15 protein-coding genes and 1 pseudogene are annotated in these 13974 nt (G+C 70.0%); 3 read left to right on the top strand and 13 right to left on the bottom strand.

Annotation, left to right across the window (positions count from 1 at the left end; all coding sequences use genetic code 11):
* Position 1: 1 nt before the first annotated feature.
* The 12 genes from ACE3TA_RS05070 to ACE3TA_RS05015 all read right to left on the bottom strand — a co-directional run bounded on the left by ACE3TA_RS05070 (position 2) and on the right by ACE3TA_RS05015 (position 10625).
* Positions 2-448, bottom strand: coding sequence for a response regulator (locus ACE3TA_RS05070; RefSeq protein ID WP_374571167.1), 447 nt, complete (start codon positions 446-448; stop codon positions 2-4).
* Positions 445-2367 carry a PAS domain S-box protein gene (locus ACE3TA_RS05065; protein ID WP_374571164.1) on the bottom strand — a complete coding sequence of 641 codons (1923 nt, stop codon included), beginning with the start codon at positions 2365-2367 and terminating at the stop codon, positions 445-447. Before ACE3TA_RS05065 ends, ACE3TA_RS05070 begins: the two co-directional genes overlap by 4 nt.
* Before the next feature lie 36 nt (positions 2368-2403).
* Positions 2404-3936 (bottom strand): circadian clock protein KaiC, encoded by a 1533-nt coding sequence (gene kaiC / locus ACE3TA_RS05060; RefSeq protein ID WP_374571162.1) that lies wholly within the window; start codon positions 3934-3936, stop codon positions 2404-2406.
* Positions 3933-4226, bottom strand: coding sequence for a circadian clock protein KaiB (kaiB, locus tag ACE3TA_RS05055; protein WP_374571160.1), 294 nt, complete (start codon positions 4224-4226; stop codon positions 3933-3935). The genes kaiC and kaiB overlap by 4 nt, the downstream gene beginning before the upstream one ends.
* On the bottom strand, positions 4226-5059 hold the full coding sequence (locus ACE3TA_RS05050) for a response regulator transcription factor (protein WP_374571158.1): 834 nt from the start codon (positions 5057-5059) through the stop codon (positions 4226-4228). The genes kaiB and ACE3TA_RS05050 overlap by 1 nt, the downstream gene beginning before the upstream one ends.
* Entirely contained in the window at positions 5053-5412 is a 360-nt protein-coding gene (locus tag ACE3TA_RS05045) for a response regulator (protein ID WP_374571156.1), read from the bottom strand. The genes ACE3TA_RS05050 and ACE3TA_RS05045 overlap by 7 nt, the downstream gene beginning before the upstream one ends.
* 115 nt (positions 5413-5527) lie before the next feature.
* Positions 5528-5920 (bottom strand): response regulator, encoded by a 393-nt coding sequence (locus ACE3TA_RS05040; protein WP_374571154.1) that lies wholly within the window; start codon positions 5918-5920, stop codon positions 5528-5530.
* Positions 5921-6006: 86 nt separating this feature from the next.
* Entirely contained in the window at positions 6007-6648 is a 642-nt protein-coding gene (locus ACE3TA_RS05035; protein ID WP_374571152.1) for a response regulator, read from the bottom strand.
* An 11-nt stretch (positions 6649-6659) separates the two neighbouring features.
* On the bottom strand, positions 6660-8144 hold the full coding sequence (locus ACE3TA_RS05030; protein WP_374571150.1) for a PAS domain S-box protein: 1485 nt from the start codon (positions 8142-8144) through the stop codon (positions 6660-6662).
* On the bottom strand, positions 8131-8568 hold the full coding sequence (locus ACE3TA_RS05025; RefSeq protein WP_374571148.1) for a response regulator: 438 nt from the start codon (positions 8566-8568) through the stop codon (positions 8131-8133). Before ACE3TA_RS05025 ends, ACE3TA_RS05030 begins: the two co-directional genes overlap by 14 nt.
* A gap of 237 nt (positions 8569-8805) precedes the next feature.
* Positions 8806-9897, bottom strand: a complete 1092-nt coding sequence (locus tag ACE3TA_RS05020; protein WP_374571146.1) for an ATP-binding protein — start codon at positions 9895-9897, stop codon at positions 8806-8808.
* Entirely contained in the window at positions 9897-10625 is a 729-nt protein-coding gene (locus tag ACE3TA_RS05015; protein WP_374571144.1) for an ATP-binding protein, read from the bottom strand. The genes ACE3TA_RS05020 and ACE3TA_RS05015 overlap by 1 nt, the downstream gene beginning before the upstream one ends.
* Positions 10626-10866: 241 nt before the next feature.
* On the opposite strand from ACE3TA_RS05015, the gene ACE3TA_RS05010 reads away from it, so the two are divergent.
* On the top strand, positions 10867-11355 hold the full coding sequence (locus ACE3TA_RS05010; protein ID WP_374571142.1) for a response regulator: 489 nt from the start codon (positions 10867-10869) through the stop codon (positions 11353-11355).
* Positions 11356-11444: 89 nt separating this feature from the next.
* Entirely contained in the window at positions 11445-11813 is a 369-nt protein-coding gene (locus ACE3TA_RS05005; protein ID WP_374571140.1) for a response regulator, read from the top strand.
* Here ACE3TA_RS05005 and ACE3TA_RS05000 read toward each other — a convergent pair.
* Positions 11810-13240 (bottom strand): efflux transporter outer membrane subunit, encoded by a 1431-nt coding sequence (locus ACE3TA_RS05000; RefSeq protein WP_374571138.1) that lies wholly within the window; start codon positions 13238-13240, stop codon positions 11810-11812. The two genes, ACE3TA_RS05005 and ACE3TA_RS05000, sit on opposite strands and share 4 nt — an antisense overlap.
* Positions 13241-13382: 142 nt before the next feature.
* Between ACE3TA_RS05000 and ACE3TA_RS04995 the strand changes: the two are divergent.
* Positions 13383-13974: pseudogene (locus ACE3TA_RS04995) on the top strand (hypothetical protein); the annotation flags it as partial.

The following is a 13974-nucleotide window of genomic DNA, read 5'->3' as shown; positions in this document are numbered from 1 at the left end:
CTCACTCCTGCTCTGGAGGATGGTTCGTCCGCAGCCAGTAGGCGGCGACCTGGCGGACCATCTGGGAGAACTGATCGAAGTTCACGGGCTTGACGACGTAGCTGTTGGCGCCGGCCGCATAGGCCGCCGCCACGTCCCGCTCCTCGCGCGACGAGGACAGGACGACGACGGGCGTGGCCTGCGTGCGCGGGTCGGCCTTGATGCGCCGCAGCACCTCCAGGCCGTCCACCTTCGGCAGCTTCAGGTCCAGGAACACCGCCCTCGGGCCCAGCTCCGGCGGCCGTTCGGCGTAGGCGCCCTCGCAGAACAGGAAGTCCAGCGCCTCGGCCCCGTCGCGCAGCACCTTGACCCCTGCGGAGAGCTTGCTGGCGAGCAGTTCGCGCAAGGTCAGCTCCAGGTCCTGGGGACTGTCCTCCACCAGCAGCAGCGTCACGGCCTGCCCGCTCATGGCGCCGTCCTCCTGCTCGCCGAGAGCATGCTGTCGGGACCGGCCAGCACCTGCACCGAGCGGTCGGCCGCCGCGTCGCCGAGGGAGAAGCAGAACATCGCGCCGCGCCCCGGCTTGGCGTCGGCCCACACCTGGCCGCCATGGCGCTGGATGATGCGCTGGACGATCGCCAGCCCGACGCCGGTGCCCTCGTAGTCCTCCGGCGAATGCAGCCGCTGGAAGACGCCGAACAGCTTGTTGGCGAAGCGCATGTCGAAGCCCACGCCGTTGTCGCGCACGAAGTAGACGCGCTCCTCCTCGCCCGGGTCGTCCTGGGCCACACAGCCCACCTCGATCTTCGCCGTCGAGCGCCCGCGCGTGTATTTGAAGGCGTTCTCCAGCAGGTTCTGCAGCACCAGCCGCACCAGCATCGGGTCGCCGCGGGCGGACGGCAGCGAGCCGATCCTCATCTCGACGCGCCGCTCCGGCTCGGCCGAGCGCAGGTCGGCGGCCACCTGGCGGGCGATCTCCTCCACGTCCACCGACACGCGGCGCAGCTTCTGGCGGCCGATGCGCGAGAACGACAGGAGGTCGTCGATCAGGTGGCTCATCTGCAGGGTCGAGACCCGCACCACCTCCAGGCAGTGCTGCGCCTTGGGCGACAGCTCGTCCACGTGCTCGTCCAGGAGGATGCGCGAGAAGCCGTCGATCGCCCGCAGCGGCGCGCGCAGGTCGTGCGACACCGAATAGGAGAAGGCCTCCAACTCCCGGTTCGCCGCCTCGAGCTGGGCGGTGCGGCTGCGCACCCGCGCCTCCAGCTCCCGGTTGAGGGTGCGGCTGCGGGCCTCGGCCATGCGCAGGTCGGTCACGTCGCGGATGACGCCCAGCAGCGCCGTCGGCCGGCCGCGCTCGTCGAACACCACGTCGGCGTCGCGCAGGGCCACGCGCCGCGCCCCGTCCTTGCGCAGGAACTCGAACTCGACGGGCTTGGGGCGCTCCCCCTGCTTGGCCGCGTCGCTGTGGGACTCGATGCGCGCCCGCTCCTCCTCCGAGACCGCCTGGCTCCAATAGTCGTTCCAGTCGTCGGGGCCGGCCGGCTCCAGGCCGAAGATGCGGTAGAACTGCGGCGTGCCGGTGAGCGCTCCGGTCTCCAGGTCCTTGACGAAGCTGCCGACGGCGGCGATCCGCTGGGCGGCGGCGAAGTGGGTCTCGCTCAGCCGCAGGCGCCGCTCGCTGGCGCGCAGGGCGTCCACCATGCGCCGCCGCTCGGTGACGTCGCGGATGGAGGCCAGGTAGGCTTCCTCCTCGTTCCAGTCGATCCGCTCCACGCGCATCTCGCAGATGCGCTCGTCGCCCCGCCGCAGGATCGTCACCTCGATGGCCTGGCCGTCCTTCACCGAGAAGCCGAGCAGCTCGTCGATGAAGTCCTCGCGGCGGCGGCCGAACAGCGCCAGCGCCGCCTCGTTCACGTAGCGCACCAGCCCGTCGACGTTCACCACCAGGATCGCGTCGGGGATCGTCTCCAGGATCCGCTCGAACTGGCTGTGCTCGCGCACCGCCCGGCCGCGCTCGATCAGGTGCAGCACGCTGCGCGCGAACAGCGGCCCGCCCATGTCGTCCTTGCTGAACACCTCGTCGACGCCGGCCTGCAGCGCCGCGGCCCGGGCGGCCTCGTCGACCATGCCGGAGACGACGATGATCGAGGCTTCGCCGCTGGCCGCCTTCAGGCGGCGCACGGTGTCCAGCCCGTCGGAATCGGGCAGGCGCAGGTCGAGGATGACCGCGTCGGCGCCGCCGTCGGCCAGGCGCGCCTGCGCCTCGGCCATCGTGGCGACGTGCTCGGTCCTGGGCGCGCCGACCGGCCCGTCGGCCAGGCGCTCGCGCACGTAGTCGGCGTCGGCCGGGTTGTCCTCGACAATCAGGATGCGATGCGTGCTCATCAGCCTCGCGGCTTGGCCCGCGCCCGCCGGGGCGCGTCAGGGCCTGGCCGCCCCCTCCCCGTCGAACATCTCGCGCAGCCGGCCGCGCTCTTCATCGAAGGTGTAGGTCGGCGTGCCGGTCAGGATGCCATGGACGCCCTTGAACGGCGCCAGCACGTGCAGGCCGGCCCCGTCGATCACGTACTCGCGGATGTCCTTGTCGTGGAACGTGCCGCGCATCTTCAGCACGGTCAGGCCCCGGCGCATCTCGCCGTGCAGCTCGACGTAGCGCAGCAGGATGATGGTGTCGGTGATCGTGGAGATGTGGGTCTCGGTGATCGATTCCCCGCCCAGCAGCAGCGAGGTGGTGTTGGTGAAGAGGCCGGTGATCTCCAGGTGCTTGATGGTGCTGGTCAGCGAGATCACGAACTCGCGGAACGACTTGTGCGTCGACACGCGCTCGAACGCCGACATGGAGTCGATCGCCACGCGCTGGGGCTGGAAGTCGTGGATGTCGCGCTTCATCTGCAGCAGGTGGTCCTCCAGCCCCATCACCTCGGGGTAGCGGCAGACGATCCTGAGGAGCCCGTCCTTCTCGGCCTGCTCGAAGTCCACGCCCCAGGAGGCGGCGTTGCGCGTGAGCTGCTCGCGGCTCTCCTCGGCGGCGAACAGCAGCGCCCGCTCGCCCGCCTCGATGGCGGCCTTCACGTACTGGGTGACCATCAGGGTCTTGCCGGTGCCCGTGGCGCCGCTGACCAGGATGATGGAGTCGCGGTACATGCCGCCCGCGCACATCTTGTCCAGCTCGGCCACGCCCGAGGAGACGCGGATGTCGGAGGACTTCTGCTTCAGCTCGATCGCCGACAGCGGAATGATCGTCACGCCGTCCTCGGAATCGATGGTGAAGGGGTACTCGCCCTTGTGGTGGGTCGCGCCGCGGAACTTCAGGATCTCCAGCGTGCGCCGGCGCTTCTCCTGCTCCAGGCGGTTGCGCAGCACGATGACGTTGTCGGCGACGAACTCCTCCACGCCCCAGCGGCCCAGGCCGCTGTCCTCGTCGGTGCGCTCCATGGTCACCAGGGTGGTGACGCCGAGCTGGCGCAGGCCCGCGGTGATCCGGTGCAGCTCGCGCCGGATGACGTTGGCGTCGGTCAGTTGCGGGAACAGCGCGCCGACCGCGTCCAGGATCACGCGCTTGGCGTCCACCGTGCGGATGGCGTTCTCGATCCGCGCCAAAAGGGCCGACAGGTCGTAGGCGCCGGTCTCGATCACCTCGTCGCCGGGATCGGGCGTGGCGTCGACCACGGCGATCTTCCTGTCGGTCACCAGGCCTTCCAGGTCCCAGCCGAACGACTGCACGTTCTGCATCAGGTCGGCCGGCGCTTCCTCGAAGGTCACGAAGCAGCCGTTCTCGCCGTACTGGCGCACGCCGGCGAGCAGGAACTGCAGGGCCATCACCGTCTTGCCGCTGCCCGCCGTGCCGGACAAGAGCGTCGAGCGCCCCTTCGGCAGCCCGCCGTTGGCGATCTGGTCGAAGCCGACGATGCCGGTGGCCAGCTTCTCGAGTTCATGAACGCGCGGCTCACTCACGATTGCTCTCCCTTGCTCAGGCGCTCGATGTTCAGACCAAGCAGCACTTTTTCCCGGTCGCTCAGGTCGCCGATGATCTTGCGCACCGGCTCGGGCAGGCGCTTCACCAGCGTCGGCGTCGCCAGGATCTTCTCGTTCTCGGCCAGGCCCGGGTGTTCCAGCACGTCGATCACCTCGAGTTCGTAGAGGCCCGGCAACTCCGATTCACAGATGCGTCTGAGGTTATCGATCGCCCGTTGCGACTGTGGCGTGGAACCCGTTATGTATAAGCGGAGCTTGAATTCAGTCATTATCGAGCTCCTTCCAGAAATCGTCGCCTGTGACCGACGCGGTAGTAGTCGACGAGCAACCCCATCATCTGCAATGCGAGCAATCTCGCTTCGAATACAATGGATCGGGACTGCCGGTCGTCGTACTGATTGATCGCCCGGTCGAGGGCGGCCACGTGCACGTCCAGCAGGTCGCGTGGACCGGCGTTGGCGTCGCCCATCGCCGTGGCGATCAGCTCCATCGCCCCGCGCGGCGGGCTCAGTTGGTCGACGTCGCTGTTGAGGTAGGGCTCCAGCAGGGCGAAGTAGCCGTCGACGATCCGCCGGAAGGTGTCGGGGCTGCGCGTCGAGATCGCGCCGGACCCGGCGATCGCCGCGGTGACGGTGGTGCGCTGGCTGGCCGACGACAGCTCGCGGTAGCGGTCGAGGGCCTCCTTCATCTGGCGAAGCTGGGCCTCGCGCCGGCGCGTGATGGCGTAGCCGATGGCCCGGCGCAGGTTCTGCGCGCCGACCTCGCTCTTGGCCAGGTAGTCCTGGGCGCCGGCGTCGATGCAGGCCAGGGCGAGCTCTTCGTCGTCGACGCCGGTCAGCACCACGATCGGCGTGTCGCCGGCGGACTGGCGGATCGCGCGCACGCTGTCGATCCCGGCGCAGTCCGGCAGGGTCAGGTCCAGCACGATCACGTCGACTTCCAGCGACTTGAGCGCCTTGGCCGCGTCGGCCACGCGCGGCACGTGCTCGATGCGGAAGGCGTCTCCGTCCGCGCCGGCCAGGAAATCCTGCACCAGCGCCGCGTCGCCGGGATTGTCCTCGACGAGCAGCAGCACCCGCGTCTGGACGAGCTCCTTCAGCATATGGCGTTCCCCAACATCTGGATCGTTTCGACGACGCGCTCGAAGTCGCGCCACTTCACGAAGAACCGGTCCGCGCCGACGCCGACGCTGTGCCGCCGGAACTCGTCGGGGGGATGGTTGGTGAGCGCGATGATCACGCAGGAGCGGTCGAGGTTGCGCAGCGTCTGCAGCAGGTCGAAGCCGTCGCCGTTGTGGGCCGGCACGTCGATCACCACGCAATGCGGGCGGAACTCGGCGAAGCGGCCCAGCAGCAGCCCCCGCTCGGCCGGCGTGCCGAGCACGTCGACGGTCGGCAGCTCGGCGATCAGGCGGCTGAGGCGCTTGCGCGTGACCTCGCCGTCGTCGGCCACCATGACCCGGATCTTTGGCGCGTCTCCATTAACCATGGCCCCACGATGGAGGAGGGCGTCTTTCGGCGGCAGTCGTTGGAGTTCTGAGCGCTGTCGGTAAGTCTCCGACGCGTTTGTCCTACGCCTCGTCCCCGCGCACGTAGGCGGCGACGATCTCGCCGAGCGCGTCCAGGCCGAACGCCTTGTGCAGGAAATGGTCGGCGCCGGCCGCCAGGCAGGCTTCGCGGATCGACGGCTCGGCCTGGCTGGTCAGGATCACCACCCAGCACGGCCGCCCGCTCGCGCGGATCTCGCGCAGCACCTGAAGGCCGTTGAGCTCGGGCATGCTGAAGTCGAGCACCGCCCCGTCTGGCGAAAATTTCACAAAAAATTCAAGCGCTTCCACGCCGTCGCGCGCCGGACCGATCACGTCGACGTCGGCGGTCTCGCAAAGCAGCGAGCATACGCGCTGCGCTGTATCGGCCTTGTCGTCGGCGACCAGCACACGAACCTTGGAAAGGTGCGCTGACATGTCACAAGCCTAGGTCCGCCTTGCACGGACGGGGCGTCGGAACGATTCCAATCGGCTGTCGGCTTTTTGACTACAGCAGGGTCAGGCTAGTCCACCAGCCCGTTCTGCAGGGCGTAGCGGGTGATCTCGACATGGCTCATCAGGCCGGTCTTCTCGCGGATGCGGGCCAGATAGGTGGCGACGGTCTTGTCGCTGATGCCCAGGTCCCCGGCGATCTCCTTGACGGCGCGGCCCCTGGCCAGGCGGCGGAACACCTCCAGCTCGCGCTCGGAGAGCTTGGCGTGCAGCGATTCCAGCGGCGTCTGGCCGCCGCCCTGCAGGCTGCGGGCGATGGCCGCGGCGGTCTCGGCGTGCAGATAGGTGCCGCCCTCCGCCACCCGGCGGATCGCCTCGACCAGCTCGTCGGCGGCCATGTGCTTGTGCACCAGCCCGTTCGCGCCGGCGCGCATCGACTGCACCACGTACTCCAGCTCGGTGGCGGCGGTGATCACCAGCACCGGCACGGTCCCGTCGATCGAGCGCACCAGGTGCAGCACGTCCATGAACGTGCCGCCGGGCATGAAGATGTCCAGCAGGATCAGGTCCCAGCGGCCGTGGCCGAGCTGCGCCTGCAGGCTCTCGACGTTCTCGGCCTCGCCGACCTCGATGTCGCCGAAGGCGTCGTGCAGGATCTCCCGCACGCCGCGCCGCGTGACGCTGTGATCTTCGGCGATCAGGAACCTGCGCATTTCGCTCGGCTCTAACGTGGAATCCGCACGGTGACCGCCGTGCCCTGGCCCATCGCCGAGGCGATGTCGAAGCTGCCCCCGAGCTCGGCGGCGCGCTCGCGCATGCCCAGCAGGCCCAGGGACGTGAGGATCGCCTCGTCCGGCCGGAAGCCCACGCCGTCGTCGCGCACGTTCAGCACCAGCTCGTCGTTGCTGCAGTCCAGCGCCACGTGCAGGGCCTTGGCGCGCGCGTGCCGCGCCGCGTTGGTGAGGATTTCCTGGAAGATCCGGAACAGCGCCGTGGCCTTGTCGCTGCCGGCCGGCGCCTCCTCCTTGACGAGCACGGTGGCGACCACGCCGGTGCGGGCCTCGAAGCGGCGCGTCTCGTCGCGGATCGCCGCCGGCAGGCCCAGGGCGTCCAGGGCGCTCGGCCTCAGCTCGGTGGCGATGCGCTGCACGGTCTGGATGGTGCCGTCCACCGGCCGCTCGGCCTCCATCACCTTGGCCTGCAGCGCCGCGGCCGGCGCCGGTTCGCCCTTCAGCCGCCGCTCCATCCAGCGCAGGTCCATCTTCAGCCCGGTCAGGAGCTGGCCGAGCTCGTCGTGCACCTCGCGCGAGATGCGCACGCGCTCGTGCTCGCGCACGGCGTTCAGCCGCGCCGTCAGGGCGCGCATGAGCCTGTCGCGCGACACCAGGTCCTCGTTGCGGCGGCGCAGCTCGTCCTCGCTGCGCTTCTTCTCGGTCACGTCCCGATAGATCGCCGCGATCGCGCCGCCCTCCTCGTCCTGCCCCCGCAGCCGGCAGGTGACGACGGACAGCACGACGAGGCGGCCGTCCTTCGTCAGGCGCTCGATCTCCAGGGCGTTGTCGGCGACGTCGTTGGCCACGCGGGCGAAGATGGTCTGCTGCTCCTGGGCGCCGGTCTCGTCGAGCGGGCGGATCACCTGGCTCACGTGCCGGCCCACCGCCTCGTCCCGCGAATAGCCGAAGATGGTCTCGGCGCCGCGGTTCCAGCTTTCGATCACCCCCTCGACGGAGCAGCTGACGATGCCGTCGCTCGAGGCCTCGACGATGGCGGCGAGCTGCTGGTGCAGGGTCTCGGCCAGGGCGCGGTTGCGGCGCTCGCCGACCCGCGCGATGGCGTAGCCGATGGCGCGGTTGAGGTTGGTCGAGCGGGCTTCCTGCTTGGATATGTAGTCCTGGGCGCCCGCGGCGATGCACTCCAGCGCCACCTCGTCGTTGTCCAGGCCGGTCAGCACGACGATCGGCACGTGGTCGTCCACCAGGCGGATGGCGTTGACGCAATCCACGCCGGCGCCGTCGGGCAGGTGCAGGTCCAGCAGCACCGCGTCGGCGTCCGTCGTGTACGCCGCCGCCACCGCGTCGGCCAGGTTGGTCACGTGCACCACGCGCGGCGGCCGCGAGGCCCCGTCCAGGAGGTATTCCTGGATCAGGTCGGCTTCCGCTGGGTTGTCCTCGACCAGCAGCAGCGTGCGGATCTGGTCAACCCCGGTCATGGGGCAGCTTGACGACTGTGAACCAGAAGCCCTCCACCGAACGGACGATCGATTGGAAGGCCTCCAGGCCCACCGGCTTGGTCACGTAGCAGTTGGCGCCGAGTTCGTAGCTCTTGGCGATGTCCCGCTCGGCGTCGGACGAGGTGAGCACCACGATCGGGATCCGCCGCAGCATCGGGTGGCCCTTGATCGCCTCGAGCACCTGGCGGCCGTCCATGCGCGGCAGGTTGAGGTCCAGCAGGATCAGGTCGGGCAGTTCGCCGACGCCGCCGTCGGCCGCGCGCGTGAGCAGCTCGATCGCCTCGGCGCCGTCGATCGCCACCTCGATCGCCACATGAAGCTTTCCCGCCTCCAGCGTCTCGCGGGTCAGATAGGCGTCGGCCTCGTTGTCCTCGACAAGCAGCACGCGGATCGGCGTCGTCATGGCGCGATCCTTCCGTGCGTTTCCTCCGTCCGACCGATCTTGTCCGGTCCGATCACCGCCATACCTCCCCAGCCCCAGGGGTGGACCAACGGGGGCGCAACCCATTGGCGGTCGAGCGAAAACCGCTCGCATAGGTTATGTTTCGCCGTTCGCCGCCACCTGTCAACGGACAGATTTTTTTGATGTCTTGGGAACCGAAACCGGTTCAACCGGCGCGTATCGAGGCAGATAACCCCACTATAAGTTGTATTGAGCCTCCGGCCGCGCCAGCGGCATCCGCACGAAGAACTCCGAGCCGATCCCGACCTCGGAACGACACCAGATCGCCCCGCCCTGGGCCGTCAGCGCCTTGCGCGCCAGGGTCAGCCCCAGGCCCGAACCCGGATATTCGCTGTTGTTGTGCAGCCGCGCCAGCGGCTTGAAGATCTCGTCGAAGTATTCCTGCTCGATGCCGATGCCGTTGTCCTCCACCTTGATGACGCAGGCGTCGTGCGAGACCTCGGTGGTGATGATCACGATCGGCGTCTTGCTCTCGTTGTACTTCAGCCCGTTGACCGTCAGGTTCTGCAGCACCTGGGCCATCAGCGCCTCGTTGCCGAGCACCACGGGCGCCGGACTGGTGATGATCTGCCCGCCGCGCTCCTCCAGATAGGGCGCCAGCGACGAGCGCATGCCGCCCAGCACCTGGTTCAGGTCCACCGCGCCGATCTGCGGCGGCTTGTGCAGCAAGGTGTACTGGGACATCACGTCCACCAGGTCGGCCAGGCGGCGCGCGGCGTTGTTCAGATAGGCCAGATGCTGGTCGACGCCGGCCGTGCGCCCGTCGTGCAGCGCCTCGGCGACCAGGGTCGAGAAGGTGCGGATCTGGCGGATCGGCTGCTTGAAGTCGTGGGCCAGGGCGTAGGCGAAGTTCTCCAGCTCGTGTCGCTGCTCGTCGATGATCTGCGACTGGCTGGTCACCCGGATCGAGTGCTCGATCGTGCGGCGCAGCGACTCCGGCGTGATGCGCGACTTGGGGATGTAGTCCGTCACCCCGCTCTGCACCGCGTGCGCGGCCAGCATCTCGTCGCCCACCCCGGTGCTGAGCACGATCGGCAGATAGGGGAAGCTGGCGCGCAGGCCCTGGGCGCAGGCCAGCCCGTCGATGCCGGGCATGTTGTAGTCGACGATGACGCAATCGAACGCCTCGGCCTCGCAGATCGGCTGGGCCTGGGCCGCGTCGCTTTCGGCCCGAACCTGAGCGCCGGGAAACGCCTCCTCCAGCGTATAGCCCAGCAGCTCCAGCTCGGCCGGATCGTCGTCGATCACGAAGATCGCCGGCGCGCGCATCACGCCGCCCCCGCGCCGCCGCCGCCCGTGAGGGGCAGCCGCAGCTCCACGCAGGCGCCTTGGTCGCAGTCCACCAGCCGCACGTCCCCGCCGTGACGGCGGAAGATGCGCCGGCAGATCGTCAGGCCCGCGCCCTGGCCGGGCGTGTCGCGCCGGGCCCGGTAGAACATCTGGAACACCTTTTCGCGCAGCCCCGGATCGACCCCGATCCCGTTGTCGGTGACGCGCACGACCCAGTCGGTCTCGTCGGCCGCCCGCTCCACCTCGACGCGGACCGGCGCGTCAGGGCGGCGGAACTTCACGGCGTTGTCCAGCACCCGGCGCAGGGCGTCCACGAGCAGGCGGTGGTCGGCGCGCACCGCGCCCAGCGCGCCGACGCGGATCTCCACGTCGGCGTCCTGCGCCTGGGCCAGTTGCAGCCGCGCGGCCTCGAACAGCCGCGCGCCGTCGCAGTCGGCCAGGGCCAGCGGCTGCTGCTGGACCCGCGAATAGACCCGCAGCTCGTCCAGCATGGTCTGGCAGGCGTCCGCCGCCCCGTCGATCCGCGCGACGAAGTCCCTCTGCCGGTCGGTGAGCGTGGGATCCAGGTCCCGGGCCAGCAGCCCGAGAAACCCCTTCACATGGCGGAACGTGGCCATGAGGTCATGCGAGACGATGTAGCTGAAGTCGCCGAGCTCCTGCTCCAACGCGACCGCCCGCTCGTCCACGTTCTGCCGCTCGATCAGCATCCTTCAGCCTCCCAGAGGCCCGCCCGCCGTCGTCGTGCCGCCGCGGCGCGCAACCCCAAGCTGTTCCCGCCGCACAGCGTGGCGGCGTCGAACCACCACGATACTCCTGTGAGGCGAGTTAGCAGAGAACGAAACTCAATCGCGCCCTTTTGACGCATCCCAGGAAAGCATCAAAGAATTAATGGTTTGCCCCTACCGTAGAACGTCGTTCGATGGCTGTCCTTTGCGCAGAAGGGCGTTGATGACTAGCTTGGCTATTACAACCTCGTCGCGTACCTCGGCCTACACGCCGGGCGCCGGACGCCAGCCGTTCGGCCGCGGGACCGAGTACCTCTGGAACCTGGACGTCGTCTCGGTCGACGACGACGAGGCCGACTCGTCGCTGATTGTCGAGGCCCTGCGCCGCAATCCGCACGTGCGCGCGGTCACCGCCTTCGCCGCCCCGTCCGACGCCCTGTTCCAGTTGGTGGAGGGCTTGGTGAAGCCGGACCTGATCCTGCTCGACATCCACATGCCCAAGGTCAACGGCTTCACCTTCATGCGGGCCCTGCGCGAGGCGCCGTGGATGCGCACCACCCCGGTGGTGCTGCTCACCACCTCCGGCCACAAGGAGGATGTCGACCGCGCCCGGTCCAACGACATCCTCGGCTACATCGTCAAACCCGACTCCTTCGCCGAGATGCAGCAAAAGATAAATGGCGTGATCCGCCAGATGGTTGTGGGAGAGTGAACGCTATGTTCTGGAACGAGACCGTCGTTGAAGCCCCGAAGGGTCGCGGCGCCAGACTCCGCGGACAGCCAGAACCCGCCGGTCTCCAGGTGTTGCTGGCCGAGGACGACGACGCTGACGCCTACCTGATCACCTCGGTCCTGACCCGCCACCCCAAGGTCGGCTTCGTCATGCGCGCCCGCGACGGCGTCGAGGCGCTGCAGATGATCGACAACTGCTCGATCCGGCCCCACCTGGCGATCATCGACCTGCACATGCCGCGCAAGAACGGCTTCGCCCTGCTGCTCGAGCTGGCCTGCCGCGAGGACTTCCACTTCCCCAACGCGGTGCTCACCTCCTCGGTCGCCAGCATCGACGAGATGCGCTCCAAGCTGCGCGGCGCCGACTACTTCCTGACCAAGCCGGAATCGGTGCGGGACCTGGAGACGCAGCTCTCCCAGGTGATCGCGTCGGTCTAGACCGCTCCCAGGGCGCGATAGAGGTCGATCGAGGCTTCCAGCGCGGCGGTCCTGGCCAGCACGCCCTGGTCGCGCGCCTGCCACAGCTCCTGGTCGGCCTGCAGCACCGGGTCCAGCGTCGCCTCGCCCACCTCGTGCGCGCGGCCGGCGGCGCGGCGCACGCCTTCCACCGACTCGATGAACGCCGCGATCCGCCGCGCCCGCTCCGCCGAGCCCCGCACCGAGGCCAGCGCCGCGTCGATCTCCGCCGCCGCCTGCTCGACCGTCGAGCGATAGGTCGCCAGCGCCTCGGCCTCGCGCCCCTTGGCCGAGCGCAGGTCGGCGTTCAGCCGTCCCCAGTCCAGGATCCGCCAGCGCACCGAGGCGCCGCCCAGCCACAGGCCCGCCTTCGGATCGAACAGTTGCTCCGGCTCGGTGCGCGAATAGCCGACCAGCCCGCCCAGGCTCACCGACGGATAGTACTGCGCCAGGGCCACGCGCACGCCCGCGTGGGCGGCGGCCACGGCCCGCTCGGCGGCGGCCACGTCCGGCCGGCGCGCCACCACCGCGGCGGGGGCGTCCAGCACCGCCTCGGGCAGGGCGGCCGGCAGCTCGCCCGGCATGGCCAGCAGGGCGCGGCTTTCGCCCAGCGGCGCGCCCTGCAGCAGGTCGAGCGCGTCCGCCGTCCGCTCCAGCCCCGTCTGGAGCTGCGGCTGGGCGGCCTGCAGCGCCGCCAGTTGCGCCTGCGCCTTGCGCGCCTCCACCACGGCGCCCTCGCCCACGGCGGCCCGTCGCTCGGCCAGGCGCAGCGCCTGCTCGGCCACGCCGACGCGGGCGTCCAGCGTCGCCTTCCGCTGCTGCAGGCTGCGCAGCACCACGTAGGCCCGCGCCGTCTCCGCGGCCACCGCCACGCGCGTCGCCCGCGCCTTCTCCGCCTCCGACTCGACCAGGGCCGAGCGCGCCTCGCGCGCCTGCTTGAGCCGGCCGAACAGGTCCGCCTCCCAGCCCACCGCCAGGACCCCGCTGTAGAGATCGGTCTCCCGGCCCGCCTGGAGCGCGCTCAGCAGCCGCCCCTCCGGGCCGAGCGCGCTGTCGGCGCCGCGGCCGGCCGTCGCCGCCGCCTCGCCGATGGGCAGCGACAGCGCCCGCGCCTCGTCGAGCGCGGCCCTCGCCTGCTCGATGCGCGCGCCGGCGATCTCCAGTTCGGCGTTGGACTTCAGCGCCCGCTCGACGCAGGCGCTCAGTTGCGGATCACCCAGCCCGCGCCACCAGGAGGCGAGCGACTGCGCCGTCTCGCCGCCGCCGGCCGCCTGGGCCGGAAAGGCCGCCGGCAGCTCAGGTTGCGGCGCAACATAGGGCCGCCCGACCGCGCAGGCCGCGACTCCGCCCGTCGCGGACAGGGCGGTGAGGGTCGAAAAGGCGCGCAGACAGGCCCGCCGCGTGATCATCCGTGCTTCTCCTGGCTCGGGATTGGCCGAACTCTGCGCTTTGCCGCCGACCCGCGCCGTGCTCTGGATCAATTCATGCTGCGTCGCAGCGCGCTAGGGTGATTTTCAGTTTCGCCAGTCGGTGCAACCAATGCGATTGAACATGAAACGGCTCACGCCGGTCCTCCTGGCCCTTGTCGTGCTGGCCGCCGCCGGTGCCTACCTGGTCTGGCGCGCGCAGAACCATGACGGGCTTCCGCCGGGCATCGCCCAGGCCAACGGGCGGGTCGAGCTGCAGCGCTACGTCGTCGCCGCCAAGATGGCCGGACGTCTCGTCTCGGTCGTCCCGCGCGAGGGCGACGAGGTGGCGGCCGGCGCGGTGCTGGCGACGCAGGAGACCTCTCAGCTCGACGCCAGGGCCGCCGCGGCCAGCGCCAACATCGCCGCCGCCCGCGAGGCGCAGGTCCGCGCCGCCGCCGAGGTGCGCGCCCGCCGCGCGGCGCTGGATCTGGCCCGCACCGAGACCCGGCGCGCCGACCAGCTCGTGGACGACGAGGCCGTCTCCCGCGCCGACGCCGACCGGCGGCGCACCCAGCGCGACGCCGCCGAACAGGCCCTGGCCGGCGCCCAGGCCGCCGAGGCCCAGGCCCAGGCGATGGTGGCGGCGGCCGACGCCCAGCTCGCCGAGGTCCGCTCGGCGATCGCCGACGCCCAGTTGAAGGCCCCGGCCGCCGGCCGTGTGGAGTACCGCCTGC

Origin of the sequence: Phenylobacterium sp. (genome assembly GCF_041916435.1) — a bacterium.
GTDB lineage: Bacteria > Pseudomonadota > Alphaproteobacteria > Caulobacterales > Caulobacteraceae > Phenylobacterium.
This window is presented reverse-complemented; position numbering and strand designations above follow the sequence as displayed.